This window comes from Kitasatospora sp. NPDC091207, from assembly GCF_044768625.1.
Classification (GTDB): domain Bacteria; phylum Actinomycetota; class Actinomycetes; order Streptomycetales; family Streptomycetaceae; genus Kitasatospora.
Map to the genome: position 1 here is coordinate 50,363 of NZ_JBIVVS010000033.1, position 26,874 is coordinate 77,236.

Consider the following 26,874-nt stretch of genomic DNA (forward strand, 5'->3'; position numbering starts at 1 on the left):
TCGGGTGGACCGTGCCGCTCCGGGACCGCGATCCTCGCGTGGTGAATTCCGCGCTGCCCGACGGTTGGACCCCGGAGCGCGTACGCGCGCTGTCGGGAGACGCGACCGCGGCTCCGCTCCCGCTCCAGCGGCTGGTCGTGGTCGAGTGGGCCGGGCAGGCCGGCGACGAGACGCCTCCATCCGAGATGATCATCGACTTCCAGGGCCTGTGCCTGGTGAGGGCCACGGGTGACGACGACCGGTACGTGGGACAGCTCGACTCCGACGGATCGGTGATCCGCTGCTCCTCCTACGGCAGCGACCTCGGTGAAGCCGTCCGCGGCCGCTGATCCCGCAGGAAGGCGCCGCCCGGCCGACTGCCCGGGCACCAGCGGGCTCCCGCTCGCCGGGCTCGCGGGCGCCCCGGCCGCCGGCGCCCCGGACGTCGGACCGGCCGACTTCCGGCGCGCCGCGTCCCGGCTCCCGGCCGCTACGCCACGGCCTGGCCGCGCCAGCGCCGGTAGGCCGGTTCGAGCCCGGACAGGATGGTGTCGAAGCGGCGGGTGCTGGTGGTGGAGTCGACCTGGAGCCGGCTGATCTGGAGCGGGTGGTCGGGGAGGCGGGGGCCGAGGCGGTGGTCGGAGAGGAACCCCAGCCGGTACCCCAGCTCCTGCAGGACGGTTTCGGCGCGCGGATCGTGACCCCCGTCCGGATAGGCGAACGCGATCGGCGGCTCACCCAGCCAGCGGGTGAGCGCGTCGTGGGCGCCGGTGATCTCGGTTCGGACGGTGACGTCGTCGCAGCGTCCGAGGCAGGGGTGCCCCTGGGTGTGGTTGCCGATGGCGACACCGCCCTCGCGCAGGGCGACCAGGTCGGCCGGGGTGAGCTGGTCCTGCCGGGGCGGCCGCCGGTCCGCGCTGACCCGCAGTTCCTGGAGGCTGCGCCGCCGGTCCGGGTCGGGCATGGCCTTGAGCCGGCGCAGCAACTCCGAGGGGTGCCCGCAGTTCAGCGAACGGGCGCGCCCGCCGTGCCGGGCCAGGAAGTCGGCCTCGTGCCACCAGAACGGCCGCTCCGTGCCGATCAGCTCGGAGATGACGAAGGCGGCCGCCGGGATGCCCCGGTCGTTGAGGGCCGGCAGGGCGTGGGTGAGGACGCTGCGGTCGGCGTCGTCGAAGGTGACCAGCACGCTGCGGGCGGGCAGCGGCCGCCGCTCGGCGACGGCCTGCTGGACGGCCGCCAGCGAGACGGGCGTGGCGAGTCTTCGGAGCCGGTCGAGCTGGGCGCCGAAGGACCGCGGGTCGGTCACGCCGTGGTAGGCGAGCACGGCGAGCCGCTGCGCGGCCCGGGCCCGGAACAGTGGTTGGACGGGGGCGAAGCGCAACCAGTCGCCGCGCTCCTCGGATCGCTCCGGCTCGGGCCGCGCGGCGTGCCGCCGAGTGGCCTGCCGGCCGCGGGGCAGCGGCTGGGGGACGGCGGTCACCGCACGGGCGGCCGAGGGTGGCGCGGTCATGGACTGTGCGGTCATCGGCTGTGCGGCCCCCGGGCGGCCGGTCGCCCGTTGCCGAGCGGCCGGCTGCCCGGCGGCCGCCTGCGGCAACGAGCGCACGGTCGCGCTCGGCAGGGTACTGATGACGGACCCGATCCGGGCCATGGAGGTCGACGACGTCGTGGACTTGGACTGCGGCACGGTTCCCCCTCGGTCGCCGGTGCGGCGTGGCGGTACCGCCGGAGGATGGAGCCCGGCCTCCGACTCCAGGGCACGGCGGCTCCGCCCCCTGGTGTTTTCCGGTCCTCGGCGGGGACTCCCAACCCGCACCGCGGACGGCTCCTGGATCGCTCAATGTAGTGGAGACGGATACGCCGCGTAGATGGTTGTACCGGACAGCCGAGGATTTTTGGCGGGCCGAAAACAGGCGCCCCGCGCGTGCGCCGGGGTGCCGCCACGGCCCGCCCCGTGCCGGGCCGTGGTTGCGGAGAGTAGTCGGAGAATCGCTTCCTGCGGGCTGCTTCCCGCGCTGCTCCGGGGTACCTTGGCCTCATGGCAGATGCGGAACGTGATCATTTGCACCCCCATGGTGCGACCCGGATGGCCCGCGTGTGGAGTGGTGGCGCGCTGGTCACCCACCAGATTCCGTTGGCCGTGGTCGGCCTGGCCTGTCTGGCGCTCGGCATCGTGGTCGCCGTGGCGGTTCCGGACAGTGACGGCCCCGCGTGGGCGATGGCGGTGGCCGGCTGCCTCGCGGCCGGGGTGCTGCTGCTCGGCCGGATCGCGTTCGCCCTGCTCCGGTACCGGCGCGGCGCCACCCTCTGAGGCCCTCCGGCGCCGCCCGCCGAGGCCCGCCGGGCCGGGGAGGTGGCGGTCGGTGACCGGCCCGGTCCGCCGCCGGTCGCGGACTGAACAGCCGATCGAGTCCAACCGGTCGGATCGGCCGGTTTCGGCCCATCTGCCAACTCCTTCTCGCTTCTTTCACAATTTCGGGCCATCAGCCCCACAGTTCCCCCTACTGTGATTTCCGTCCGGCACTCAACTGCGCCGGGTGCGAGGCCACTTGACGGCGCCGGGGAGGGCGCCGCAGAGGGGGGAGCGATGAGCGGCACCGCCGTGCCCGGACCGGCCGAAGGCATCCGCACCAGGGTCAAGCGCGGGCTGGCCCGCCGGGTCGGGTCCCGGCCCGGAGCGGGCGCCACCGTCCTGATCTACCACCGCGTCGGCGGCGGCAGTCCGGACGAACTCGACGTCACCACCGCCGACTTCACCGCCCAGGTCGACCTGCTCGCCGAGCTGCCGCCGGGCCGGGTGGTCTCCCTCGACGAGGCCGCGGACCGGATCGCGGCCGGCCGCCGTACCCCGGGCACCGTGCTCACCTTCGACGACGGCTTCGCCGATGTGTACGACAACGCCTGGCCGCTGCTGCGGGAGCGCGCCCTTCCGTTCACCGTCTACCTCGCCAGCGGCCACGTCGGCGGCGAGATGCGCTGGGAGGGCTCGACCGCCAAGGCCGCGGGCGCCCCCGCGCTCAGCTGGGAGCAGCTGCGCGAGATGACCGCCTCCGGCCTGTGCGCCGTCGCCAACCACACCCGCAGCCACGCCCGCCCGGAACTGCTCACCACCGACGAGCTGGACGCCTGCAACGACGACGTCGAACAGCACCTCGGCCTCCGCCCCCGGCACTACGCCTACACCTGGGGCGTCCCGGTACCCGCGATGGAGACGGCGCTGCGCGCCAGGTTCCGGACCGCCGCCACCGGCGAGGTCGGGCGCAACCTGCCCGGCGTCGACCCGGTCCGGCTGCGCCGGGTGCCCGTCCGCCGTACCGACCCGATCGACTTCTTCCGTGCCAAGCTCTACGGACGGCTGATCCCCGAGCGTGCCTACGCCCGGATCGTCGCCACCGCGAAGGCGGTGGGCGCCCGTGCCTGAGCCCGAGAACCCCGCGCCCGGGACGCCGGTGCCCGTCCCGCGGCTGCGCGGCCCCGGTGGCCGGCCGCTGCGCGTCGCCCACCTCACCACCGTCGACATGAGCCTGCAGCTCCTGCTCGCCACCGAACTCACGGTGGACCTGGAGGCCGGCTTCGAGACCTACGGCATCAGCGCGCCCGGCCCGTACGTCCCCGACCTGGAGGCGATCGGGGTCCGGCACGAGCCGCTGCACGCCCTGACCCGGGCCTGGCACCCACGCGCCGACGCCGCGGCCGCCCGCGAGCTGCTCGCCGTGCTGAACCGGCTCCGCCCCGACGTGCTGCACACCCACAACCCCAAGACCGGCGTCCTCGGTCGCGTCCTCGGCCGGCTGGCCCGCGTCCCGGTCGTCGTCAACACCTGCCACGGCCTCTGGGCGCAGGCCCACGACCCGCTCGCCAAGCGGGCGTTCGTGCTCGGCGCGGAGGCCTTCGCGGCCCGGTTCTCGCATGCCGAGCTGTATCAGAACGGCGAGGACCGCCGGACCCTGGCCCGGGCCGTCCCGGGCCGCCGCTCGCGCGTCGTGGGCAACGGCGTGGACCTCACCCGGTTCGCGACCGCCCCCGGTGACCGGGCCCGCGCCAGGGCCCGGCTCCGCGCCGAACTCGGCGTCGGACCGGACGACCTGCTGGTCGGCGGCGTCGGTCGGAGGGTCGCCGAGAAGGGCATCGGCGAGTACGCCGAGGCGGCCCGGGCGCTGGCCGGCAAGGCCCGGTTCGTCTGGATCGGTCCGGACGACCCCGACAAGCCCGACGCCCACGGCCCCGAGTCCGGCGTCGAGTTCCCCGGCCCGCGCGGCGACATGCCCGCGGTGTACGCGGCCCTCGACGTCTTCGTCCTCCCCTCCTACCGGGAGGGGTTCTCCCGCTCAGCCATGGAGGCCGCCGCCGGCGGCCTGCCGATGGTGCTCAGCGACATCCGCGGCTGCCGGGAGATCGGCACCCACGACGAGCACCTGCTCCTCGCCCCGCCCGGGGACGCCCGGGCCCTCACCACCGCGCTGGACCGGCTCCTCACCGAGCCCGGCCTGCGCGAACGGCTCGGCGCCGCCGCCCGGAGCCGGGCCGCGGCGCACTTCGACCAGCGCGCCGTCGCCGGGGTCTCCCTGCAGACCTACGCGGCCGTCGCCCGCGCCAAGGCACTGCCCTGGACGGTCGACTGAGTCCACGAACTCCCACCACACCGCATCAGGGGGAAGGACCGTCATGAAGCGAGGGGGGGACCTCGCGGTCACCGTCCTGGCCGGGATCGTCGCGATTCCGCTGGGCCTGCTGATCGCCCTGCTGATCCGCTGCACGACGGGCGGACCGGTGCTCTTCCGCCAGACCAGGACCGGATGGCACGGAAAGGAGTTCGAGATCCTCAAGTTCCGCACCATGCGGGACAAACGCTTTCCCGAGGAGCCGGACGCGCCCCGGATCACCTGGCTCGGCGACCTGCTCCGCAAGACCAGCCTGGACGAGCTGCCGCAGCTGTGGAACGTCGCCCGCGGCGAGATGGGCGTGATCGGGCCCCGGCCCACCCTGCCCGAACAGGTCGTCCACTACTCCCACCGCCAGCGCGGCCGGCTCGACGTCCGGCCGGGGCTCACCGGCTGGGCCCAGGTCCGGGGCCGCAACTCGATCACCTGGCCCGAGCGGATCGAACTCGACCTCTGGTACGTCGAGCACCGCTCGCTCCCGCTGGACCTGCGCATCCTCGCGCTCACCGTCGGGGTGCTGCTGCGCCCCAGCGGCATCACCGCCGCAGGCGGGGTCAACCCCGGCTTTCCGGCGCCCCCCGAGTCCGCGTCGACCGCTCACGAGCCCGTGACCGCCGTCCCCAGGCCCGCCGACCCCGTCGTCCGGCCGCTCACCACGATCAGCCTGCCCCGACAGGCCACCGCGCCCCGCCTGGCGCCGCCCGTCCGCACCGCCGTCGAGGAGGCGTCCTGAACCCGGAAGCGGGCAGGATGGCCGCCATGGCCACCGAACACCGAGAGCTCTGGATCGCCGGCGCGGGGGGCGTCGGCCGCGAGGCGCTGGACACCGCCCTCGCGGCCGGCGTCCCGGTCGCCGGCTTCCTGGACGACCGCGGGCACGGCGGGACCGTCCGCGGCCTGCCCGTCCGCCGGCCCGACGACATCCCGGCCGGCGCGCGCTACCTGGTCGGGATCGCCGACCCGGCCGTCCGGCAGCGGCTCGCGGCGCTGCTGGACGCCGGGGGCGCGGTGCCCGCCACCCTGGTCCACCCCCGCGCCCTGATCGCGCCCGACACCGAACTCGGCCCCGGCTGCCTGGTGATGGGTGGCGCGTACGTGTCCAGCAGCGTGCGCCTGGGCGCGCACAGCCAGGTCCACTACAACGCGACCGTCGGCCACGACAGCGTGTTCGGCGAGCGGGTGACGGTCTATCCGGGCGGCAACGTCTCCGGCGCGGTGCTGCTCGCCGACGGCGCCACCGTCGGCAGCAACGCCGTGGTGCTGCAGGGCCGCAGGATCGGCGCCAACGCCTTCGTGGGCGCGGCCGCCGTGGTGACCAGGGACGTCCCGGCCGGCGAGGTGGTGGTCGGTTCACCGGCCGGGCCACTGGTCAGGACGCCGCCCCGGTAGGCGGCCGGCGGCGGGTGCCCCGGGGTCCGCGGCGCGCCGGATAGGGTGCGGACCATGGCTATCCCCGCGTTCCTCGCCGAACTCCGCGCCGTGGTCGGTACCCGCAAGCTCTGGCTCAGCGCCGCGGTCTCGGTCGTCTTCGACGACGACGACCGGGTCCTGCTGGTCCGCCGGGCCGACGACGGTCGCTGGGCCCTGCCCGGCGGCATCCTCGACCCCGGTGAGCAGCCCGCCGACGGCGCGGCGCGCGAGTGCCTGGAGGAGACCGGTGTGGTGGTCGTTCCCGAGGTGCTCGCCGCGGTCGATGTCTCGCCCGAAGTCACCTATCCCAACGGTGACATGACCCAGTACCTGGTCCTGGTCTTCCGGTGCCGCCCGGTGGGCGGCGAGGCCCGGGTCAACGACGACGAGTCGCTCGCGGTCGGCTGGTTCGCCCAGGACGCGCTGCCGCCGATGATCGAGGAGGAGCACCGGGCGCTGCGCCAGGCCCGGGAGTGCGGGGGCGGGGCGTTCTTCACGTGGGAGGGCGCGGAGCGTCCGTGACCGGGCGGCCGGCCGAGATCCCCCTGCTGGACGGGCCGGTGGAGTTTCGCGGTGCCCTCCATCTGGAGCGCACCAGCATCGCCCCGGTCGTCCCGGGCCGCTCCGGCGGGCTCGGGCGGGCCTCAGAGCGTGCGGAACCACTCCGCGGTACGTTCCAGCCCCTCGCGCAGCGGCACCGGCCGGATGTCCGGGAACAGCCCGCGCAGCCGCGCGTTGTCGGCCTGGGAGTCCCGGACGTCGCCGGGCCGGGGCTCGGTGTGGGCCACCGCGACGGGGTGTCCCAGTACCGACTCCATGGTGGTGACCAGCTCCAGCAGCGAGGTCCGGGTGCCGAAGGCCAGGTTGACCGGATCGGCGTGCACCACCCGGCGCAGCACCGCCTCGGTGATCACCTGGGTGACGGTGCCGACGTAGGTGAAGTCCCGGCTCTGGCCGCCGTCCCCGTGCACCGTCACCGGCCGCCCGGCCAGGGCCGCGTCCAGGAAGGCCGGCACCACGGCCGCGTAGGCGTGCCCGGCGGGCTGGAGCGGCCCGAAGACGTTGAAGAACCGCAGTGGCAGCACGCCCAGCCCGTAGCAGTGGTGGTAGGCGGCCAGGTAGGACTCGGTGGCCAGCTTGCTGACCGCGTACGGGCTCATCGGCGCGGTGCGCATGGTCTCGCGCTTGGGCAGTTCGCGGTTGGCCCCGTAGACCGAGGACGAGGAGGCGGCGGCCACGTACGGCCCGCCGGCCCGGCGGGCGGCCTCCAGCACCTCCAGGGTGCCGGTCGCGTTGGCGTGGTGGCTGGCCAGCGGGTCCGCGACCGAGCGCGGGACGGACGGCAGCGCGGCCAGGTGCACCACGGCGTCGGCCCCCGCGAACGCCTCGTCCAGCAGGCCGCGGTCGAGGACGCTGCCCTCGAACAGGGCGGCGTCGACGCCGGCCAGGTTCGCCTTGCTGCCGGTGGACAGGTCGTCCACCACCCGGACCTGGGTCACCTCGGGGCGGGCCAGCAGGGCCCGGACCAGGTTGGCCCCGATGAATCCGGCTCCGCCGGTGACGACCACGCGCATGGCTGAGGCTCCCCCTCCGCAGCGCCCGGCCCGCTCGGCCCGGCCCTGTGCCGATGGTAGCCGGGCGGTCACCCGCGGTGGGGCGGAACGCCGAGACGGCCCTGGCGGCCGGGGCCTTCCCGGCTCAGTCCTTGTGCTGGCGGTACGCCTCCTCGGCCGCGTCCAGTACCGCCGCGAGGTCGCCGCCGGCCGTGGCGGTGGCGACCGCGGCCACCGCGCCCTCCACGAAGGGGGCGTCGGCGAACCGGACCGGGAACGGCAGCCCGTGTTCGTCCGCGTCGCCGAGCAGGGCCCGGACGGTGGACACCGCGCTGCCGAGGTCGGCGAGCACCACCACCCCGTGCCCCTGGTCGACCCGCCGGGTGGCGGCGGCCACCAGCACGGCGCTGATGCCCGGACCGGAGAGCGGGTCGCCGCCGGTCGCGGCGACCGGGGCGGGGGCGTCGGAGCCGGCCAGCGCGAGCGCCAGGGCGCGCACCGCGGCGGCCAACTCCTGGCTGTGCGAGACCAGGACGATCCCGACCCGTCCGTGCGTGGGCGGCCGCCCGGAGGCCGGCCGGGGCAGCGGGGTGCGCGCGGGCGGGGTGCGGGGCGCCGGGGGGTGGGCCGAGGGGGCCTCGGAGATGGGGATGACATCGGCGCTGGTGCCGTCCCGGCGGCTCATCGGCTGCTCCTGGGGGCGTCGGGGTGCGGGCCCTCCACACTCTGGCAGCTCGGCCGGCGCCCGGTGGGGCGGGACACGCTCTCCGCCCGGCGCCCGGCCCGGATCCGGAAGTGAGCCTTAGCACAGGACGGCGCCCCGGGAGGCCCGTCGGTACGGCGTCGGCCCCGGTCGGGGAAGTCCTCGGCAACCCGCTGACCCGGCCGGCGACGGTGACTAGGCTGGTCTCGCAAAGCCGTCGGAGGGAGACCAGCAGTGGCAGCCAATATCGGGACTGACGTGGAACCGGCCGTGGAGGCGGGCGTGGGGGTGACCGTGGTGGCACCGGAGCTCGCGCCGAGCGGGAAGCCGAAGGTGGACTTCACCGGGGCCACCTGGCTGTGCAGCAGCCAGGGGGTCGGGGATGTCCAGATCGCTTTCGTGGACGGCTACATCGGCATGCGGGACGGCCGCCAGGACGACGGGCCGGTCCTGGTGTTCACGCCGGGCGAGTGGCGTGCCTTCGTCCTCGGCGCCCGGGACGGCGAGTTCGACCTCACCTGAGGCCCGCCGCCGGCCGAAGACCGCCGGAGAGCCCCGGAGACCCGGGCCGCCGGAGAGCGCGGACCGGCCGGAGCCCCGCCGGAACGGGGGAGGAACGCCGGAACGGGCCCTGTGAGGGGCCCGTTTACCTCTTTATGCGCTTCTTTGAGCGTACCCGGTCATAAATTCTGTTGACTGTTAGACAAGCGCAGCTCAGAGTATGAGCACAGGCAGACGCCGTGCCCACCGCCCCCACGCGGCCAGACACGGCGCCTGCTGTGCAGCCCGGCAGCAATGCCGGACCTGCCTCCCAGTCATCCCCTGCGCACCGGGGGTGCGTTGGCCGGTCCCGGCCCACAAGGGGCCGGCAGTCGCCGGGAGGCTGACACCGGAGCCGAGAGCGACTCGACGTCGGTGCCGGGTGCTCGGGACCCGCACGCCCCCACGCGGCGGCGTCCCGAGCAGATCCGCGGGAGCGACGGGCCGGGGCCCCGCGGACCTTGCTTGTGTGACATGGAAATGTTGGCTTGTGTGCTGTGCTGTGTGCGACGACGAAGCTGGGTGCTCAGCGGTTCGGCACGACGATGTGCACAGTGAGGGAAACGCGTGTAGGGCCGCGTTGCGACATGCCGTCCCCCCGGAGGGTGAAACCCAGAACGGCTGTCGTGCTGAACCGAACGTAGCCCGGACGGTTGCTCAGAGTCAACATTGGTCTCTGAGCGTGGATCTCCGTCCAGGGCCCCACCCACCCCGCGAGAGTGGTGTGCCGGGCACGTACGATGTTCCCATGTCTTTTCTCCGCCGTCGCTCCGGACAGCCCGCCGGCCCGGACTTCGACGTGCTCGCGATGGACCCGGGTGACTGGCCCGGCGACTTCGGTGCGGCCATGATGACCGGCCCGGACGGTTCCTGCCAGGGGATTTTCCTCCGCTATGACCTGTTCGGAGGCAGAGGCCCGGCGATGTTCATCGGCAATCTCCCCGACGGTTCGCCGGCCCGCGACACCGGGGACGAGGTGCCCTTCGAGGTCCGTCAACTGCTCGCGGCGCTGGAGAACGAAGAACCGGTCGAGTTCGTCTCGGCGGAGGACTTCCCGGTGCTGCTCGGGGATGATCTGCTGATCGTGAAGAAGGTCAAGGTCAGCGAGGGGCGGGTGTTCTGCTCCCAGTTCGGGCGCAGCGACGGCGTCCAGGTCACCATCGCCTCCTGGGACCGACCGATTTCGGACGACCTCTACCAGCTCCTCAAGCCGCTCCCGGCGGACATGTTCCAGCAAGGCTGACCGGAGCCCCGGCCGGGGCCGGTTCCGCGCCGTGGGCGCTGCTTGACGGTTTCGATCATCGCTTCGTACAGTCGCGAACATGTCGTGCCGTCTCCCGCTGCTGACCCGTCGCAGCTACCTGGACCTGCGGCGCACCGCGAGCGCGGCGTGTCGGTGCCGCTGAGGGGGATTCGCCCCCGAGGCGGCGGGTGGTCGGCCGAGTGGCCGGCGCCGATCCGGGGGCGGGTCTTCCGCTGACTTCCGGGGCCGCCAACCGGTACCGCGCGCCGTCCGGCGTGCCGCCCGCACTTGCCGAGCCCACGCTGCCGCCCGGAGGCCCCAGCACCATGACCACCATCGCTGCCGATCAGTCGCCCGTCACCGCGGCCCTGGCCGGGCTGCCCCGGGTCGTCGACCTGTTGGCGGCCCGCGCCGAGGAACACGACCGCGACGCCACCTTCCCCTACCAGGGCATCGAGGCGGTGCACGAGGCCGGTCTGCTCACTCTCACCGTCGCCCAACGGTACGGCGGCCCCGGCGGCACGTTGGCCGACACCGTCCGGGTGCTCGCCCAACTCGGCCGGGGGGACGCCTCGGTGGCCGTGGTCACCGCCTTCACCCTGCTGCAGCACGCCGAGCAGGCCCGGGTGGCGGGCTGGCCGACGGCCGGCTACCGGCGGCTGCTCACCGAGTCCCGCCGGGGGCCGGCCCTGGTCAACACCCTGCGCGCGGAGCCCGGCGGCCAGGGCGGCGCGCTGCCGGCCACGGTGGCCCGACGGGACGGCGACGGCTGGCTGCTGAGTGGCCGAAAGACGTACTGCGCCGGTGCCGAGGCGCTGGCCTGGATGGCCGTCACCGCGCGGACCGACGAGCCGGTGCCGCGCGTCGGCACCTTCCTGGTCCGGGGCGAGAGCGAGGGCATCGAGGTCGACCCGACCTGGGACCAACTCGGCCTGCGGGCCAGCGCCAGTCACGACGTGGTGCTGGACGCCGTCCGGGTGCCGAGCGAACTCGCGCTCGGCCTCACCTCCCCGAAGAACAGCGGCCGGGCCGGTGGGCCCGCCCGCGACGGGGCCGCGGCTTCCGGTGCCTCCGCCGGCACGCAGGGGACCGAGACACCGGTGCCCGCCGCCGAACTCACCCGTGCCTGGCACGATCTGGCGCTGTCCGCGGTCGCCCTCGGGGTGGCCCGCTCGGCCGAGCAGTGGCTGGTCCGCTTCCTGAACCAGCGCACCCCCGCGAACCTGACCGAGCCGCTCGGCAGTCTGCCGCGCTACCGCTGCGCGCTGGGCGAGATCGAGGCCCAGCTGATCGGCGCCGAGGAGTTGGTCAACGGACTGGCCTCCCGGGTGGACCGGGCCGAGCCGGACGCCGTCGCCCGGACCGGCCCCGCGCACCTGCTCGCCACCCGTGCGGCGACGGCGGCCGTCCAGCAGGCGGTCTCGCTCACCGGCAACCCCGGCCTGAGCCGCCGTCACCCGCTGGAGCGCTACCTGCGCGACGTCCTCAGCAGCCGGGTCCACTTCGCCCCGGACGAGGCCGTCCTGGACGCCGCAGGCCGTGCCGCCCTGGAGCGCGGGCGACGCCCCTGACCGGCCGGGACCGGGCCGCCCCGTGCTGCTCGGCCCGGTCCCGTGCTCCGCTCAGCGGGTGCCGACGGCGGCGCGGACGGCCCGGCGGGCCAGTGCCGCGTCGTCGTACAGCCGACGGATCATGATCCGCTGCTCCTCGCCCGCACCGGGTACGTCGTACAGCCGGATCTCCCGCATCAGGACCAGCACCAGGTTCACCAGGAACGCGTCCCGGGCCAGTGTGCCGCCGCTCTGGGCGAGTTGGCTGATCTGCCGGCGGGCGGCGGTGTCCCCGGAGAGCACGCTCCAGAGTACGGCCAGGTCGTAGCCCGGCAGGTACCAGCCGGCCTGCTCCCAGTCGACCAGGACCGGCCCGGACGGCGCCAGCAGCATGTTGCTGAGCAGGGCGTCGCCGTGGCAGAGCTGGAGCGGGGTGTGGCCCAGACCGTGCAGCAGGCCGCGCAGATCGCCGGCGTCCCGGTCGGTGAGCTGGCCCACCGAGTGGTACCGGGCGATCTCCAACTGGTAGTCCAGCCGCGGCTGGAACACGTCGGTCGGCGGCCGCCACAGGTTGAGCGTGCGGACGGCGGTGAGCAGGGCCCGCACCTCGCCCGGGGTGGGCGCGTTGACCGGGTGGCGTTCCCGGGCGGCGGGCCGGCCGGGAACGCGCTCCATGACGAGCACGCAGCGGTCGTGGTCGGCCGCGACCAGCCGGGGCAGCCGCACCGGCGGGCGGTGCCGGACGAAGGCCCGGTAGACCGCGACCTCGTGGTGGAAGTCGGCGACCAGCTGCTCGAAGTGCTCACTCCGCACCGCCTGCGGGGCCAGGCACTTGGCGACCACCGGTGCCCGCCCGATGGTGCCCGCCACCAGGATGTGGCGGCTCCCCTCGCGCAGCACCTGGCGCGGGGTGAAAGCGGGGCATATCCGGGCGACACCCGCCAGCGCGGCCCGTACCGCCGGGGTCTGCAGCGCCGCCGGGTCGATCCGCTCGGGCGCACCGGTCTGGCCCGGCCGCATCGGCGGGCGCAGCATCCGGCCGTCGCCCGGCCGGACGGCCGGCATCCGGGCGCCCACCGGCACGACGGCCTCGGGGCCGCGCAGTCCCAGCGCCGTCCGGACGGCCTGGCCCCGCGCGTCGGTGCTCCGACCGTCGGCGCCGCGCGGCACCGCGGGGCGGCTCGGCGGCGGCACCTGCTTCGGACCGGGGCGTCCGGCGGCCGCGCCCGGAGGGCGCAGCGCGGTGCGGCTCGCGGTCGGAGTGGGGGAGGTCGCTGAGGAGTACATGGGGTGAGGGTGGTCCCTTTCTGTCCGTCGGCGGGTGCGCCCCGCGGTGCGGGGAGGGCCGGTGCCGCGTGCTTCCTGGCGTGACGGCGGCCCTGTCTCGGTGCGGTGGGTGGAGCGCGGGCGCCGGGCACGGACGCGGGGGCCGGAGCCCCTTGCTACGGCGGTGCTCCGGCCGTCCGCACCCTGGGGAATGCGGACGACCGGACTGCCGTGGCCGTGCCCGGCGCCCCCGCGCCACCCGGCCGCGCCACCCCCTCGGGTGAGGACCGGGGACGCCCCGTGCCACGGTCGGGGGAGTGCCCCCGACCTGCCCGGAGCGCCGCCCGACCCGAGGGGCGAGGTGGCGCACCTCTACATCACACCCGGATGGCACTGGTTGGTAATGTGGCGGACCCTGGCGAAGCCTGGCGAATGCTCGCCTGGCACATGACGGAGCCTCTAGCCTCGAACCAGCCGAGGAACCTGGGGGCTTCACTTGAGCAGGGGACCCAACACCCGACTCGCTGATCTGTTCGTCCTGACCGGCTGGTCGAAGGGCGAGCTCGCGAGGCTGGTCAACCGGCGTGGTGCCGCGATGGGACAGCAGCAGCTGTCCACCGACACCTCGCGGGTCCGGCGGTGGATCGAGCAGGGGGAGATCCCGCGCGATCCGGTGCCGAGGGTGCTGGCGTCCGTGTTCACGGAGCGGCTCGGCCGTGTCGTCACCACTGAAGACCTCGGTCTGGAACGACACCGGCCCACCAGGACCGGAGCGGCGCAGCCCGCAGCACGTCCTTGGGAGCCGGATCGAACGGCCGCGGTCCTCACCGAGTTCACGGGAATGGACCTCATGCTCAACCGACGTGGATTGGTGGGCGCGGGCGCCGCGCTCACGACCGGGGCGGTCATCGCCGACACTCTCAAGGGCTGGCTGGGCGGGGACGCCGTCGCGTACGCGGCGACGGCCCCCGGCCCCCGACAGGTCGTCACCCAGGGCGGCGTCCGCCCGGTGGTGGACGTGTACGACGCGGGCCCGGTCGGGCTCGACGAGGTGGAGGCGCTGGAGCGCTCGGTGCAGGTGTTCCGCGCCTGGGACGCGGCGCGCGGCGGCGGCCTCCAGCGCAAGGCGGTGGTCGGCCAACTCAACGAGGTGGGCGGACTGCTGACGCACCGCCACGGCCCGCTCGTGGAGCAGCGGTTGTGGCTGGTCGCGGCCAACCTCGCGGTGCTGGCCGGCTGGATGTCGCACGACGTCGGCCTGGAGCCGACCGCGCAGAAGTACTTCATGATCGCCGCCGAGTCGGCCAAGGAGGCCGGCGACCGCCCCCGGGCCGGTGAGGCGATCTCCCGGGCCGCCCGGCAGATGGTGCACCTGGGCCGGGCCGACGAAGCGCTCGACCTGATGTCGGCGGCCAAGGCGAGCGGCGGGCGGGTGCTGCCCAGAACCCGGGCGATGCTGAACACGGTGGAGGCCTGGGCGCACGCCTCGATCGGGCACTCGCAGGACACCTGGCGGCTGCTCGGCGAGGCCGAGGACCTGTTCGCCGAGGACGTGTCCGAGCCGCCGCCGTCCTGGATGCAGGTCTTCGACGAGGCCGAGCTGCGCGGGATGCAGGCGCTGGTGCTGCGCACCCTCGCCGAGCACGACCCGGCGGCGGCCGCGCAGGCGCGCCGCCACGCCGAGCGGGTGATCGGCCTGCGGGAGGGGACGGGGCAGCTGCGTTCGGCGCTGTTCGACCGGATCACCCTCGCCTCGGTGCACTGGATCACCGGGGAGCCCGACGCGGCGGAGTTCCAGGCCAAGATGGTGATGAACCTGATCGGCCAGAACTCCTCGCACCGCACCTGGGACCGGCTGCGCGAGATGTACCGGCTGACCGCGCGCTACCGGGGTCTGCCGGTGGTGGACGAGCTGCGCGCGCAGCTCGGGCGGGAGCTGCGGCAGGCGGACACCAAGAACCGGCCGAAGCTCACCTGAGCCGGCCGGTCACGCCCAGCGCAGCGCGGCTCCGCGGGCGGGACGGTTCGGGGCCGGAAGATCCGGGGCCGGACGGATTCAGGCGGGGGCGACGGGGCGCAGCAGCATGCGCAGCGCCGTCACGGTGCCGTCGTTCCCGAGGACGGGCTCGCCCGCGCACTCGACCGTGCCGCGAGCGCCGTCGGGGTGGCAGACCTGGAGCGTGCCGAAGGCGTGGCGGCCGTGCACCAGCGCGTCGGTCATCATCCGGCGCAGTTGCGGCCGGTCCGCCTCGGCGAGCCGGTCGGGCAGCCGGTCGAGGCTGAGCGGGCCGTGCCCGGGGTCGCAGCCGAGGAGCCGGAACATCTCGGCGGACCATCGGACGTCGTCGGTGAGCAGGTCCCACTCGGCGGAGCCGACCACCGGGCCGGACGGCGCCTGCGCCGTGCCGTCCACTCTGCCGCCCGCCGATCCGTCGTCCGCCCCGGCGTCCGTCCGTCGGGTATCGCCGTGGCGGGCGGCCCGGCGGGCGGCGGGGAGAGACATGCTCATGGCGAACCGATCGGGTCGAGGCCGGTGGAGGAGGTGACCGAGGGGCGTTTGCCGGGTGCTCGTGAGGTGGGAAACCGTCAAAGCAGTGAGAAGACTGTCGCACAGCGGAGTCACCCCTGTGGGGGATTTGGGCAGATCTCTGGCAAAATTCCTCCGGCATATGCCAGTGCGGCGGGAGGGTCCATCGCCCTGTGTGCGGCGAGGTGTCCGAGGCGGTAACCTTCGGTGATTCCGGCGCCCGGGCGCCCACCGCAGGACCGACCAGTGACCCCGGCGACGGAAATCCCGTTGCCACTACGACCGCCGCAACGGATGCTGACCTCATGTTCGAGCCAGTGATAGCACCCAGTGCCAGCCTCCTTGGCCTCCTTCAGCGAGGCCGCGGTGACGGGCAGCTCCATGCGCTGGCCGCCGACCGCACCGACGCCATCGCCGCGCTCGAGGAGTGCGTCACCAGGGACCCGAGAGCCGACTGGCAGGTCGAGAACCGCTCCCTCTACTACGCGCGCCTCTACATGGAACTGGAGGCGCCGCTCGACGGCATCGAGGACCACCTCCACGATCCGGAGGACCTCCTCGACGACGACGAGTACCGCACGGGTCTCGCCCTGTCCGTGCTGGGCCACCTCGCCGCGTACGGCCGGCGCGACGCGCTGCTGATGCTGCGCGAGTACGCCGCCACCGGTGCCAACTGGGCCTGGGCGCTGGACGAGCTCGCGCTGCGCGACGACGACCGCGGCCTGCTGTTGCTCGGGACCGCGGTGCTGGACAGGTTCCCCCCGGGCCCCGAGGGCGACGCCGAGCTGCGTGAGTTCATCCGCGGCGCGTACGAGCCGAGGCCCTGGCGGCTCTGGGCCGCCTACCACCCGCGGGTGGCCGCGGCGAGCGAGCAGTCCCCCTTCGACCTCTGGCAGCGCCAGCTGAACCGCAGCGGTGTCACCCCGGGCTGGTCCACCGCCGACGTGCTCGCCTGGGCCGACCAGGGCGAGCTCGGCGGCGTCGGCGCCGCCGCCTTCGCCGGCCGGCCCGACCGCCCGGAGCCCGCCCGTGACGCCGGCGATCCCGCCGGCCCCGACGCCGTCGACCGCCGGGCCGCCGCGGCGGCCCGCTGCCTGGCCGCCGTGGTGCGCCCCGAGGACCGCCCCGCGGTGCTGGAGGCCGCCCGCGACGGACTGCCCGGCGCCCGCCGGGCCGCCCTGCGCTACCTGGTCGACCAGCAGGACCCGGCCGCCGCCGGCCTGATCGAGGCCGCCGCCGCCGATGTCGACGACCGGACGGTGCGCGCCGCCCTGGAGCTGGTCGGCCGGATGCGCGGCCCCGAGGCGCTGGCCCACGCCCGCCGCTGGGCCGACCCGGCGACCGGCGGCGCCGACAGCGCCCTCGGCGAGGCCGCCGTCCAGCTGCTGGCCGATGCCGGCGAGCGCGGTGACGCGGCGCTGGTGGTGGCCGGGCTGCGCCGCTGGATCTCGGTCCGCGGGGTCGGCGGTCCCGGGCTCGGGTCGCTGGTCGACGGTGCGGGGCGGCTGGCCGCCGCCGAGGCCGTCCCCGTCCTGCGCCACATCTACGGCGAGGCCGCCTCCTCGGAGCTGCGCGGCCGCGCGGCCCGCGCGCTCGCCGCGACCGACGTCGCCTTTCCCGAGGGCCCGGCCGTCGAGTGCCTCTGGGACTGCGAGGAGTCCACCCGGGAGCTCGCCGCGAGGCACGTCGCCACCACCGGCGACGCCCGCGTGCTGGAGCGCCTGCGCCGCCTCGCGGCCGACCCGGCCGAGGAGGCCGAGGTCCACGCCGCCGTGCGCGGCCGGCTGACCGCCGCCCGCGAGCGAAGCCGGTAGGTCCTGGACCGAGGCCGCGGCGAACGGCCGGAACGGGTACGACGAGGCGGGCCGGGCACCTGATCGGGTGCCCGGCCCGCCTCGTCGTACTGGTGGAACCGCGTTCTACTTCACCGCGTCGTACCGCACCGGTGCCGGTGTCGCCCGGCTCCGTGGTGCCGTGCCGGGCCGCTACTTGACCACGCCGGCGTCGGGCGCCAGGGTGCCGATGCTGACCAGGACGATGATCAGAATGCCGAGCGCCACCCGGTACACCACGAACGGCATGAAGCTGTTGTGGGAGATGTACTTCAGGAACCAGGCGATCGCCGCGTAGCCGACCACGAAGGCGATCAGGGTGGCCAGCACCGTCGGCCCCCAGGCCGGGGCCGGCCCTTCACCGATCTTGAACAGTTCCAGCAGGCCGGAGGCCAGTACGGCCGGGATCGCGAGCAGGAACGAGTACCGGGCGGCCGCCTCGCGGCTGTAGCCGAGCAGCAGACCGGCGCTGATGGTGCCGCCGGAGCGCGAGACGCCGGGGATGAGCGCCAGCGACTGGGCCATGCCGTAGACGGCGGCGTGCGGCAGGGTCAGGTCGGTGATCGGCTTGGCGTGCCGGACGGCCCGGGTGCGGTCGGCCACCGCCAGCACCAGACCGAAGACGATCAACGTGGTGCCGATGACCCGCAGATCGCGGAGATTGGTCTCGATGCTGTCCTGGAACAGCTTGCCGAGGATGCCGATCGGCAGGGTGCCGATGATCACGAACCAGCCCATCCGGGCATCCTGGTGCGAGCGTAGTGCCGGCCGGAACAGCGAGAGCGTCCAGGTCTTCACGATCGAGGCGATGTCGCGGCGGAAGTAGATCAGCACGGCGGACTCGGTGCCGAGCTGGGTCACGGCGGTGAACGCCGCGCCCGGGTCGTCCCAGCCCAGCAGGGCCGAGAAGACCCGCAGGTGGGCGCTGGAGGAGATCGGCAGGAATTCGGTGAGACCCTGGATCAGGCCGAGGACGGCTCCGTGGAACCAGTTGATCACCGGACACCCGCCCGGGGTATCCGTCGCTCGATGAGCATCAGCGGTCCTTGTTGGTCGGTGCGGGAACATGCCGACGGCATGCACGGGGCACATGCCGATGGCATGCGAACCGCCGGTCCCGCCCGCCGCTCGGGCCGCGCGGGGCCCGGCGCGCGCCTGATGGTACGCGGTGAAGGTGACAGCATCGCCTCCGCCCCCGCCCCGCCCCCGCCCCGGGGCGCTGCGCCCCCGCGCCGCGCCGCCCGCTCCGCTCAGCCCGTGGCCGGCCGGGCCCGCACCCAGGTCCGGTCCTCGGTCAGGTAGGCGTCCACCGCCAGGCCGGCGTCGGCCAGGGCCTGTTCGAACTCGGCGGTGTCGAGCGGCCGGGACAGGAACGTCTGGGTCCAGCGCGCGTCCGGGAACTCGTACGCGACGTGCACGGAGTTCACCCCGCCGCCGATCGGGGTGACCGAGGCCACCCGTACCAGCCCGTCCCGGCCCAGCGGACGCTCGCGCGGCACGTCGCGCTGCCAGCCCTCGCCCTCGCGCTGGAGCAGTACCAGGCCGTCGTCCGCGACGTGCCGCCGGCAGGTGTCCAGCAGGCCCTGCCGGACGGCCGGGTCGCCCGCGTGCACCAGGAAGGAGGCGAGCAGGACGACGTCGAACCGCTCGGCGAGGTCCAGCCGCTCGATCGGACTGCGCACCGTCCGGGCTCCCCGCACCCGGGCCAGCATCTCCGCGGACTCGTCCACGGCCGTCACCGTGAAGCCGAGGTCGAGCAGGGGGTGCGTCATCCGGCCCACGCCGCAGCCCAGTTCGAGGATGCGGGCGCCGGCCGGCACCGCCCGCCCGATCACCTCCGGCTCGCCGTTCGCCGGCAGCCGGCCGTACAGCTCGACCGCGCTGCCGTCCGGGGTGATCGCGCCCGGTCCCGTTCCGTCGTACCCGTCGCGTCGTTCATCGGCCATGCGTCCATCGGAGCACGGCGGGCCGGCGCAGGGAAGAGGGCGGTGTTCGAACCGGGTGTCGTCGACCGTTGCCAGATACCCCCAGGGGGTATATGTTCAGTGATGACGAACCGAGGGCACAGCGCCGGAGCAAGCGGAGGACGACATGGCACATCCCGCAGGGCACGAGCGGCAGCACGTCGGCCACGGGCACGATCACGGACAGGGCCACGCCCACGACCACGACGGGCACGGCCATGACGGGCACGCTGAGCAGCACGGCGGGCGGCACGCCGGGCACGGGGCCGGCCACGGCGGCGGGGCGAGCTGGCGGACGGCCGCGCAGGCGACCCTGCACTGCCTCACCGGGTGCGCCATCGGCGAGATCCTGGGCATGATCCTCGGCACCGCTCTCGGCCTGCACAACGGTGCGACCGTGATGCTCTCGGTGCTGCTGGCCTTCCTCTTCGGCTACGCCCTGACCATGCGCGGTGTCCTCGGGGCCGGTCTGGACGTCCGCGCCGCGGTGAAGGTCGCGCTGGCGGCGGACACCGTGTCGATCCTGGTCATGGAGCTGATCGACAACACCGTGATGGTCACCGTCCCGGGGGCGATGGACGCCGGTCTCGGTGACGCGCTGTTCTGGGTGGCCCTGGCGGGTTCGCTCGTCCTCGCGTTCGCCCTGACCGTGCCGGTCAACAAGTGGATGATCGGCCGCGGTCGCGGCCACGCGGTGGTCCACGCCCACCACCAGCACTGAGCGGCGGCCCGCTCCCGGCCGGCGGGGGCCGGGGGGCGCGCCCCCCCCCCCGGGGGGGGGGGGGGGGCGGGGGGCCGCCGCCGCGGGGGGGGGGGGCGGCGCGGCGGGGGGGGGGGGGGGGGGGGGGGGGGGGGGGGGGCCGGGGGGGGGCCCCCCCCCCCCCCCCCCGGGGGCGGGGCCCCCCCCCCGGGGGGGGGGCGCGGGGCCCCCCCCCCCCCGGGGGGGGGGGGGGGGGCCCCACGGCTCCGCCGCTGCGCGTGTGATCGGCCGGACTCCTGGTGTGCGGGTTCGCGCTCGGTCGGCCGGCGTCCGGCCGGCCGGGTCAGGTCCGGTCGAGGTCGGCCAGCGTGTCGTGCAGCCAGGCCAGCTCGGTCTCCGTGGTGGCGCGGGCGATCAGCAGCATCCCGCGCCGGAACGGGTCGTCGACCTCCTCGGCGCCCACCGGGCGCGCGCCGTCGTAGAAGAAGCTCGCCGGTTCGCTGAGGAAGGCGAGTCGGCGGCGGAGTACGGCGGCCTGTGCCTCCGGTTCGTTGTCGAGGTGCCGGAGGAACGCCAGCAGGGTGAACCAGCGGTTCTCGTCGCTGATGTCCAGGTCCTCCGGATCGCGGAGTCGGTCGAGCAGCGCGGCCCGGCCGGCCCCGGTGAGGTGGAGGGTGTGCCGGGGCGCGGCCGCGGTGCCCGGCTCGGGCGTGCGGACCAGCAGGCCGTCGGTCTCCAGTCGTTTGATCGCGGGATAGAGCGTGCCGTCGCTGATCGGCCGGACGTGTCCGGTGAGTGCGGCGAGGTGGCGGCGCAGCTCGTAGCCGTGCAGTGGCCGGTCGCGGAGGAATCCGAGGATCGCGAGCTTCAGCATGGGGCCACTCTCTCAGATCGACCGCTGTATCTCGCTGTCGTTATACCTCGATGTCGAGGTATGGTCCTGCTGTCGCGAGGATCCGCGACGCGACGCCGCCCGCCGGCCTCGTTGCCCTGTCGTGCCCCGTCGCCCTGCCCTGCCCCGAGAAGGAGTACGACCGTGCGTCAGGCCATCGTGACCCCGAACAAGGACCGGATCCGTTGGGTGGAGGTGTCCGGTGCCGAGCCGGCCCGGGTCTATCTGCACGGCCTCGGTGCCAGTTCGCCCGTCTACTTCGCCGCCGCCGCGGCGCATCCACTGCTGGCCGGGCGCCGCTCGCTCCTGCTCGACCTGCTGGGCTTCGGGATCAGCGACCGGCCGGCCGACTTCCCGTACACGCTGGAGGCCCATGCCGACGCGGTGGCGACGGCGCTCGACGAGGCCGGCGTGGCGGGCGTCGAGCTGGTCGGGCACAGCATGGGTGGCTCGGTGGCGACCGTTCTCGCGCACCGGCACCCCCGGCTGGTCGCGAACCTGCTGCTGGTCGACTCCAACCTCGACCCGAGCGTGCCGGTCCGCAGTCCCGGCAGCAGCGGGATCGCGACCTTCGGCGAGGAGGAGTTCCTGGCCGGCGGCCGGGAGGAGGTGGGCAGGTGGGTCGGGCCGCTCTGGTGGTCCACCATGCGGCTGGCCGGCCCCGAGGCCCTCCACCGCAGCGCGGTCCACTCCGTCCGGAACACCGTGCCGACCGTGCGGGAACTCCTGCTCGGCATGGACTTCCCGAGGGCGTTCCTGTATCCGCGCGGCGACGGTGAACTGCCGGGAGCGGAGCGGCTGCGCGAGTCGGGGGTCGAGGTGGTGGCGATCCCGGACTGCGGTCACAACATCATGTTCGACAATCCGGAGAGCTTCGCGGTGGCCGCGTCCACGGCGCTGGCACGTCGCGCCTGAGTGGCGGGCCGGGCCCCCGTGGCAGGTGATGCCGGGGTGGCAGATCGTGCCACCTCGCGGTGTCGTGCCACCCTGGCAGTCGGTGCCACCCGGTGCGGGTGGCCCGGTTCTGTTCCTTCGCCCCTGTCCCGGAGCCGTCCGCCATGTCGAACGTCAGCCCGAACGTCAGCCCGAAGGCCGGCCCGAACGAGGGGGCGGACGCTGTCCCGAGCGCCGTTCCGCCCGCGCCCGGCGCGGTGCCGATCAAGGTGCCGGAGGCGTTGGACGCCTCGCTGGCCGACTGCCTCGGGGAAGCCGGCCGCCGCTGGTCGGCCCGGCTCCCGGCGCTCGCCGCCGAACTGATGGAGCGTTGGGGGCTGCGCCCCGCCGGCGCGGCCGCCCACGGCGTGGTCGGACTCGTCGTGCCGGTGCTGCGCGCGGACGGCACACCCGGTGCGCTCAAGCTCCAGCCCGTGGACGAGGAGACCGTCGGCGAGCCGATGGCCCTGCGCGCCTGGGGCGGGCGGGGCGCCGTCCACCTGCTCGCCCACGACCCGGCCACCGGTTCGATGCTGCTCGAACGCCTGGACCCGGACCGATCGCTGCACACCGTCGTGGACGACCTGGCCGCCCTGCGCGTCCTCGCCGAGCTGCTGGCCGGCCTGACCGAACACCAGGCTCCGCCGGGACTGCGGCACGTGGCCGATGTCTCCGACGCGATGCTGGCCCTGGTCCCGGCGGCACTCGGGGCCCTGGCCGACCCGGCCGACCGCCGGTTGGTCGCGGACTGTGCCGCCGCCCTCCGCGAGGTGCGGCCCGAGCCGGGCGACCGCCTGCTGCACTGGGACCTGCACTACGGCAATGTGCTGGCCCCGCCGGGCTCCGACGGCCGCGCGCCCTGGCTGGCCATCGATCCGAAGCCGCTCGCCGGTGACCCGGGCTTCGAACTCCTGCCGGCCCTTCACAACCGCTGGGCCGACCTGGTCGCCACCGGTGACGTCCGGCGTGCCCTCCGCCGCCGTTTCGACCTGATGACCGACGTCCTGGCCCTCGACCGGGCCCGGGCCGCCCGCTGGACCCTGGCGCGTGTCCTCCAGAACGCCCTCTGGGACGTCGAGGACGGTCGGACGGCCGTCGACCCCGCTCAACGCCTTGTCGCCGAAGCCTTGTTGACGCGGTGAACCCGAGGTGAAAGTCACCTCCGGGGGTCAGTAGGATCCACCCGTCCTAGGGGAGGGGTCGGGCGTGGGTGCCGATTGGTGTGAGCGGTGTGAGATGTCGTGGTGCGACTGCCCGGCCGACGGGTCGGCGCCGCGCCTCGATCGCGGCAGGGCCGAGCTCGGCGCCGCCTGGGTGGGTTGGCCGCCCGGGGCGACGGCCATCGTCTCGCCCACCGGCTACGCCCATCTCCCGGGGTGCTTCCACCTCACGGAGAGCATCCTCGCGGCTCCCCAGTACGGCTGGGTGACCGAGCCGGTCTCCGGTTACCACGTCACCCGTACGCAGCCCCTGCGGGCCACCGCCGGCAACTGCGACCGGGTCGCCACCAAGTCCTGCCCGACCTGCTTCGACTGAGGCTCGGGCGGGGCGGGAGGCCCGGGTGGTGCGTGAGGCGGTCGGGTGGCGCGTGGGGCGGTCGGGTGGCGCGTGGGGCGGTCGGGGCGCGGTGGCCGGGGGCGTCCCGCCGGCCACCGCGCTCACCCCCGCAGCAGCATGAACCGCAGCGGCGTTCCCGGGCGGGCCTGGGCCGCGGCGGCGAGGTCGGCGGCGGGCACCACGCCCACGACGGGATAGCCGCCGGTGGTGGGATGGTCGGCCAGGAAGACCACGGGTCGGCCGTCCGGGGGGATCTGGACGGCCCCCAACACCATGCCCTCGCTGGCGAGTTCGCCGTCGACGGCCCGGGCGACCGGGGGGCCCTCGGTGCGCAGCGCGATCCGGTTGCTGGCCGGCGCCACCCGGTAGCTGTCCTGGGCGAGCCGGGCGACCGACCGCGGCGCGAACCAGTCCGCGCGCGGTCCGAGCCGCAGTCGCAGTACCAGTTCCGTCGGGGGAGCGGGCAGCGGCACCAGGTCGGGCAGCGCGAGTGGGTCGGGCAGCGACAGCGGTCCGGGCACCGGTCGCCGTGGAGGGGGAGGCCCGACCGGCAGCACGTCACCGGCGGCCAGTGGAGCCGGGCCGAGCCCCGAGAGCAGGTCGGCCGAGCGGCTGCCGAGTACCGGCGGCACGGCGATCCCGCCCGCCACCGCGAGGTAGCAACGCACGCCGTGGGTGGCGGCACCGACCTCCAGCAGGGCCCCGTCGGGGACGGTGACGGGTGCGCCCCAGGCGGCGGTCCGCCCGTCCACCCGCACGGGGGCGGGGGCGCCGGTGACGGCGAGGACGACCGTCCCGCGCGCGCGTACGGCGACCCCGCCGAGGGTGGTCTCCAACGCGGCCGCGCCGGGTTCGTTGCCGACCAGGCGGTTGGCGGCGTGCAGCGCCGGTTCGTCGAGCGCGCCGGCCCGGGGCACGCCGAGGTGGGCGACGCCGCGCCGCCCGAGGTCCTGCACGGTGGTCAGCGGCCCGGGCCGGACGACCAGCAGCGCACGGGCGACCGACGAGCGACGGCCGCCCGGCGGTTCACCGACGGCCGAGGGTTCACGCGCCGCCGTCACCGCGCACCGCCGCGCACCGCGGTGAAGCGGACCCGCACGCCCGGGGCCAGCAGGGCCGCCGGTTCGCGGGAGGCGTCCCAGAGGGGCAGGCCGGTTCGGCCGAGGAGTTGCCAGCCGCCGGGGGAGGAGTGCGGATAGACGCCGGTGTAGGGGCCGGCCAGGGCGACCGAGCCGGCCGGGACGGAGCTGCGGGGGGTGGCCCGGCGCGGTGCCTCGTACCGCTGCGGCAGGCCGGTGAGGTAGCCGAAGCCGGGGGCGAAGCCGCAGAAGGCGACCACGTACTCGGGCGCGGTGTGGATCCGGACGGCCGCCTCGGGCGAGACCCCCCAGAGTGCGGCCACCTCGTCGAGGTCGGCGCCGTCGTAGACGGTCGGCACGTCCAGCAGGGGGCCGGGGGCCGCGTCGGCCGCCGACGGGCGGGCGGTGCGCAGCAGGGCGGCCAGGGCCGGGATGTCGGTCACACCGTCGAGCAGGACGGTCCGCGCGGCCGGGACGATCTCCTCCACCGGGGGCAGCCCGCCCGCCGCCCGGCGTTCGCGCAGCCAGCCGTAGAGCGCGCCGACCTCGGCCGTCCCGGCGACCTCGACCAGCAGCGCGCGATCGCCCACCGCCCGGATCAGCGGCCCGCCGCTCACCCGGGCGCCCCGGCCGTCGTCCTCGGGGCTCCACCCGTCACGCGAACGGCTCCGGCCATCACGCGAAGGGCTCCACCCGCACGCCCGCCGAGGCGAGCGCGCCGCGGATCCGCCAGGCGAGCTGGGCGGCACCGGGCGTGTCACCGTGCACGCACAGCGAGCGCGCCTCGACGCCGATCGGCTCGCCGCCGACGGCCTCGACCACCCCGTCCCGGGCCATCGCGACCGCCCGGGTGATGACCGTCTCGGGGTCCTGGATGACGGCGTCCGGTTCCCGGCGCGGGACCAGGGTGCCGGCCCAGGTGTAGGCGCGGTCGGCGAACGCCTCGGTGACCACCGGCAGCCCGACGCCCTCGGCGACGGCCAGCAGCCGGGAGCCGGGCAGGCCGAGGACGGGCAGCGGGCCGTCGCAGACCGCCCCGGCCCGCAGTACGCCCGCGACCACGGCCTCGGCCTGTTCGGCGTCGGTCACCACCCGGTTGTAGAGGGCGCCGTGCGGCTTGACGTAGGAGACCCGGGAGCCGGCCGCGCGGGCGAACACCTGGAGGGCGCCGATCTGGTACGCGATCTCGTCGGCCAGCTCCTCCGGCGGGACGTCCATCGCCCGCCGGCCGAAGCCGGCCAGGTCGTGGTAGGAGACCTGGGCGCCGATCCGCACGCCGCGCTCGGCGGCCAGCGCGCAGACCCGGCGCATGGTGGACGGATCTCCGGCGTGGAAGCCGCAGGCGACGTTGGCGCTGGTCACCACGGAGAGCAGGGCCTCGTCGTCGGTCAGCGTCCAGCGTCCGAACCCCTCACCGAGGTCCGCATTGAGATCGATCACCGCATCGGCCACGCCCGTCCGCCTCCCAGCAGCTGTTGAGCCAGATCGTAGGGCCTGCGCGTGACGGCCGTCGCCGCCGCCCGGTCGTGGCCCGGTCGCCGCCCGGTGCACCGGCGTGCGCGGTGCCCGGGCGTTCCCCCGGACGGCTCAGCCGGCCGCGGCGGTCGTACCGGCGGTCGTACCGGTGGGCCGCTCCAGCGGCCGGAGCAGGCGCAGCACGACGAGCAGCGGCAGCACCCCGACAATGCCGAACGACATGTCGATGAATCGCCAGTACGGCGGAATGCCGCGGAGCGGCCCGCAGACCAGGGCCAGCGGGATGACGCCCGCGCAGGCGAGGACGGCCCACCGGATCACCCAGACATTGCGCACCGGGTCCTTGATCGGCCCCCAGAACGCGGCCGCGATCACCAGGTGCGCGAACGCCAGCCAGTCGGTGCCGTAGGCCAGGAAGGGGTAGCGGGCATTGGTGTCGGCGATGCCGTCGCGGGTCCGCTCGATCCACTCCCGCAGGGCCGGCAGGTGGTCGGTGACCGGGGCCGCGGGGCCGGCCGCGAAGTCGGCCAGCCACCGGGTCTCGGTCTCCAGCGGGAAGGCCGTCAGGCCGCTCAGGACCAGGCAGACCACGAAGGCCCGGAGCCACCACCGCACCCGTCGCAGCGTGGCCCGCTCACTGTCGAGCGGGCTTTCGGTCAGGTTCTCGGACGTGCCGTTCATTCCGGTCGACCCCCATGCCGACGAGGAGGTGGGACTGGTCGTCCCACCTGCACGGGACCGACTCTAGACCGGTGAATTGAACGCGTTCAATTCGCCCCCCGGGGCAGCCTCGGGGGGGGGGGGGGGGGCGACCCCGCCGACGAGCTGCGGCACGGCCGACACCCCGTGCACGCAGCGGGGCCCGGCGCCGTCGGAGTCCGTCCTCCCGGCGCCGGGCCCCGCTCACCGCGACCCTCAGCTTTTCGTTTAACCTCGCACGTCACCCGACCTGCTGATCTGCGGTTCTTCCCGGGACGGCGGAGGCGGCCGTTCTCCACGCTTCGAGATG

At 75.0% G+C, this 26,874-nt stretch carries 28 protein-coding genes; 16 read left to right on the forward strand and 12 right to left on the reverse strand.

Annotated elements, in window-relative coordinates:
• Positions 1-38 precede the first annotated feature (38 nt).
• A complete protein-coding gene (locus ACIQTO_RS34300; RefSeq protein ID WP_402396541.1) occupies positions 39-329 on the forward strand; it encodes a hypothetical protein in 291 nt (96 codons plus the stop codon).
• 140 nt (positions 330-469) lie between these two features.
• Here the strand turns inward: ACIQTO_RS34300 and ACIQTO_RS34305 are convergent, their stop codons facing one another.
• Positions 470-1,489, reverse strand: a complete 1,020-nt coding sequence (locus ACIQTO_RS34305; protein ID WP_402396544.1) for a polysaccharide deacetylase family protein — start codon at positions 1,487-1,489, stop codon at positions 470-472.
• 576 nt (positions 1,490-2,065) lie between these two features.
• Here ACIQTO_RS34305 and ACIQTO_RS34310 point away from each other — a divergent pair.
• The 6 genes from ACIQTO_RS34310 to ACIQTO_RS34335 all read left to right on the forward strand — a co-directional run bounded on the left by ACIQTO_RS34310 (position 2,066) and on the right by ACIQTO_RS34335 (position 6,572).
• Positions 2,066-2,290: a hypothetical protein gene (locus tag ACIQTO_RS34310; protein ID WP_380577601.1), complete on the forward strand. Its 225-nt coding sequence runs from the start codon at positions 2,066-2,068 to the stop codon at positions 2,288-2,290.
• A 276-nt stretch (positions 2,291-2,566) separates the two neighbouring features.
• The gene (locus ACIQTO_RS34315; RefSeq protein WP_402396547.1) at positions 2,567-3,400 is read left to right on the forward strand and encodes a polysaccharide deacetylase family protein; all 834 of its coding nucleotides are present in this window, start codon (positions 2,567-2,569) and stop codon (positions 3,398-3,400) included.
• Positions 3,393-4,601: a glycosyltransferase gene (locus ACIQTO_RS34320; RefSeq protein ID WP_402396550.1), complete on the forward strand. Its 1,209-nt coding sequence runs from the start codon at positions 3,393-3,395 to the stop codon at positions 4,599-4,601. Before ACIQTO_RS34315 ends, ACIQTO_RS34320 begins: the two co-directional genes overlap by 8 nt.
• Positions 4,602-4,644: 43 nt before the next feature.
• Positions 4,645-5,373 carry a sugar transferase gene (locus tag ACIQTO_RS34325; protein WP_402396552.1) on the forward strand — a complete coding sequence of 243 codons (729 nt, stop codon included), beginning with the start codon at positions 4,645-4,647 and terminating at the stop codon, positions 5,371-5,373.
• A gap of 26 nt (positions 5,374-5,399) precedes the next feature.
• Positions 5,400-6,029 carry an acetyltransferase gene (locus ACIQTO_RS34330; protein ID WP_402396555.1) on the forward strand — a complete coding sequence of 210 codons (630 nt, stop codon included), beginning with the start codon at positions 5,400-5,402 and terminating at the stop codon, positions 6,027-6,029.
• Positions 6,030-6,083: 54 nt separating this feature from the next.
• Positions 6,084-6,572 carry an NUDIX hydrolase gene (locus tag ACIQTO_RS34335; protein WP_402396558.1) on the forward strand — a complete coding sequence of 163 codons (489 nt, stop codon included), beginning with the start codon at positions 6,084-6,086 and terminating at the stop codon, positions 6,570-6,572.
• Positions 6,573-6,694: 122 nt separating this feature from the next.
• Here ACIQTO_RS34335 and ACIQTO_RS34340 read toward each other — a convergent pair whose 3' ends face one another.
• Positions 6,695-7,624, reverse strand: a complete 930-nt coding sequence (locus ACIQTO_RS34340; RefSeq protein ID WP_402396561.1) for an NAD-dependent epimerase/dehydratase family protein — start codon at positions 7,622-7,624, stop codon at positions 6,695-6,697.
• 124 nt (positions 7,625-7,748) lie between these two features.
• A complete protein-coding gene (locus ACIQTO_RS34345; protein WP_402396564.1) occupies positions 7,749-8,288 on the reverse strand; it encodes a PTS-dependent dihydroxyacetone kinase phosphotransferase subunit DhaM in 540 nt (179 codons plus the stop codon).
• A gap of 300 nt (positions 8,289-8,588) precedes the next feature.
• On the opposite strand from ACIQTO_RS34345, the gene ACIQTO_RS34350 reads away from it, so the two are divergent.
• The 3 genes from ACIQTO_RS34350 to ACIQTO_RS34360 all read left to right on the forward strand — a co-directional run bounded on the left by ACIQTO_RS34350 (position 8,589) and on the right by ACIQTO_RS34360 (position 11,660).
• Positions 8,589-8,828, forward strand: a complete 240-nt coding sequence (locus tag ACIQTO_RS34350) for a DUF397 domain-containing protein (RefSeq protein ID WP_402396612.1) — start codon at positions 8,589-8,591, stop codon at positions 8,826-8,828.
• Between the two features lie 766 nt (positions 8,829-9,594).
• Positions 9,595-10,089 (forward strand): hypothetical protein, encoded by a 495-nt coding sequence (locus tag ACIQTO_RS34355; RefSeq protein WP_402396567.1) that lies wholly within the window; start codon positions 9,595-9,597, stop codon positions 10,087-10,089.
• A gap of 326 nt (positions 10,090-10,415) precedes the next feature.
• The gene (locus ACIQTO_RS34360; RefSeq protein ID WP_402396569.1) at positions 10,416-11,660 is read left to right on the forward strand and encodes an acyl-CoA dehydrogenase family protein; all 1,245 of its coding nucleotides are present in this window, start codon (positions 10,416-10,418) and stop codon (positions 11,658-11,660) included.
• A gap of 51 nt (positions 11,661-11,711) precedes the next feature.
• Here ACIQTO_RS34360 and ACIQTO_RS34365 read toward each other — a convergent pair whose 3' ends face one another.
• A complete protein-coding gene (locus tag ACIQTO_RS34365) occupies positions 11,712-12,926 on the reverse strand; it encodes a phosphotransferase (protein ID WP_402396572.1) in 1,215 nt (404 codons plus the stop codon).
• A gap of 475 nt (positions 12,927-13,401) precedes the next feature.
• On the opposite strand from ACIQTO_RS34365, the gene ACIQTO_RS34370 reads away from it, so the two are divergent.
• Complete coding sequence (locus tag ACIQTO_RS34370; RefSeq protein ID WP_402396575.1) at positions 13,402-14,883, forward strand: hypothetical protein; 1,482 nt, start codon at positions 13,402-13,404, stop codon at positions 14,881-14,883.
• A gap of 78 nt (positions 14,884-14,961) precedes the next feature.
• Here the strand turns inward: ACIQTO_RS34370 and ACIQTO_RS34375 are convergent, their stop codons facing one another.
• Positions 14,962-15,414 carry a hypothetical protein gene (locus ACIQTO_RS34375; protein WP_402396577.1) on the reverse strand — a complete coding sequence of 151 codons (453 nt, stop codon included), beginning with the start codon at positions 15,412-15,414 and terminating at the stop codon, positions 14,962-14,964.
• 323 nt (positions 15,415-15,737) lie between these two features.
• Here ACIQTO_RS34375 and ACIQTO_RS34380 point away from each other — a divergent pair, with 323 nt between their 5' ends.
• On the forward strand, positions 15,738-17,246 hold the full coding sequence (locus ACIQTO_RS34380) for a HEAT repeat domain-containing protein (protein WP_402396580.1): 1,509 nt from the start codon (positions 15,738-15,740) through the stop codon (positions 17,244-17,246).
• Between the two features lie 171 nt (positions 17,247-17,417).
• Here ACIQTO_RS34380 and ACIQTO_RS34385 read toward each other — a convergent pair whose 3' ends face one another.
• Positions 17,418-18,260: an undecaprenyl-diphosphate phosphatase gene (locus ACIQTO_RS34385; RefSeq protein ID WP_402396614.1), complete on the reverse strand. Its 843-nt coding sequence runs from the start codon at positions 18,258-18,260 to the stop codon at positions 17,418-17,420.
• A gap of 254 nt (positions 18,261-18,514) precedes the next feature.
• Complete coding sequence (locus ACIQTO_RS34390; RefSeq protein ID WP_402396583.1) at positions 18,515-19,210, reverse strand: class I SAM-dependent methyltransferase; 696 nt, start codon at positions 19,208-19,210, stop codon at positions 18,515-18,517.
• 145 nt (positions 19,211-19,355) lie between these two features.
• On the opposite strand from ACIQTO_RS34390, the gene ACIQTO_RS34395 reads away from it, so the two are divergent.
• On the forward strand, positions 19,356-19,949 hold the full coding sequence (locus ACIQTO_RS34395; RefSeq protein ID WP_402396586.1) for a DUF4396 domain-containing protein: 594 nt from the start codon (positions 19,356-19,358) through the stop codon (positions 19,947-19,949).
• A gap of 322 nt (positions 19,950-20,271) precedes the next feature.
• Here ACIQTO_RS34395 and ACIQTO_RS34400 read toward each other — a convergent pair whose 3' ends face one another.
• Positions 20,272-20,802 (reverse strand): PadR family transcriptional regulator, encoded by a 531-nt coding sequence (locus ACIQTO_RS34400; protein WP_402396589.1) that lies wholly within the window; start codon positions 20,800-20,802, stop codon positions 20,272-20,274.
• A 162-nt stretch (positions 20,803-20,964) separates the two neighbouring features.
• Here ACIQTO_RS34400 and ACIQTO_RS34405 point away from each other — a divergent pair, with 162 nt between their 5' ends.
• The 3 genes from ACIQTO_RS34405 (at position 20,965) to ACIQTO_RS34415 (ending at position 23,289) form a co-directional block, all read left to right on the forward strand.
• Positions 20,965-21,735, forward strand: a complete 771-nt coding sequence (locus ACIQTO_RS34405) for an alpha/beta fold hydrolase (RefSeq protein ID WP_402396592.1) — start codon at positions 20,965-20,967, stop codon at positions 21,733-21,735.
• A 143-nt stretch (positions 21,736-21,878) separates the two neighbouring features.
• Positions 21,879-22,895 (forward strand): aminoglycoside phosphotransferase family protein, encoded by a 1,017-nt coding sequence (locus ACIQTO_RS34410; protein WP_402396595.1) that lies wholly within the window; start codon positions 21,879-21,881, stop codon positions 22,893-22,895.
• A 94-nt stretch (positions 22,896-22,989) separates the two neighbouring features.
• Entirely contained in the window at positions 22,990-23,289 is a 300-nt protein-coding gene (locus ACIQTO_RS34415) for a hypothetical protein (protein ID WP_402396598.1), read from the forward strand.
• A 122-nt stretch (positions 23,290-23,411) separates the two neighbouring features.
• On the opposite strand, the gene ACIQTO_RS34420 is transcribed toward ACIQTO_RS34415, so the two are convergent.
• The 4 genes from ACIQTO_RS34420 to ACIQTO_RS34435 form a co-directional block, all read right to left on the reverse strand.
• Complete coding sequence (locus tag ACIQTO_RS34420) at positions 23,412-24,299, reverse strand: biotin-dependent carboxyltransferase family protein (RefSeq protein ID WP_402396617.1); 888 nt, start codon at positions 24,297-24,299, stop codon at positions 23,412-23,414.
• Between the two features lie 68 nt (positions 24,300-24,367).
• The gene (gene pxpB / locus ACIQTO_RS34425; protein ID WP_402396601.1) at positions 24,368-24,979 is read right to left on the reverse strand and encodes a 5-oxoprolinase subunit PxpB; all 612 of its coding nucleotides are present in this window, start codon (positions 24,977-24,979) and stop codon (positions 24,368-24,370) included.
• Between the two features lie 85 nt (positions 24,980-25,064).
• Complete coding sequence (locus ACIQTO_RS34430) at positions 25,065-25,841, reverse strand: LamB/YcsF family protein (protein ID WP_402396604.1); 777 nt, start codon at positions 25,839-25,841, stop codon at positions 25,065-25,067.
• 135 nt (positions 25,842-25,976) lie between these two features.
• Positions 25,977-26,546 carry a hypothetical protein gene (locus ACIQTO_RS34435; protein ID WP_402396606.1) on the reverse strand — a complete coding sequence of 190 codons (570 nt, stop codon included), beginning with the start codon at positions 26,544-26,546 and terminating at the stop codon, positions 25,977-25,979.
• Between the last annotated feature and the right edge of the window lie 328 nt (positions 26,547-26,874).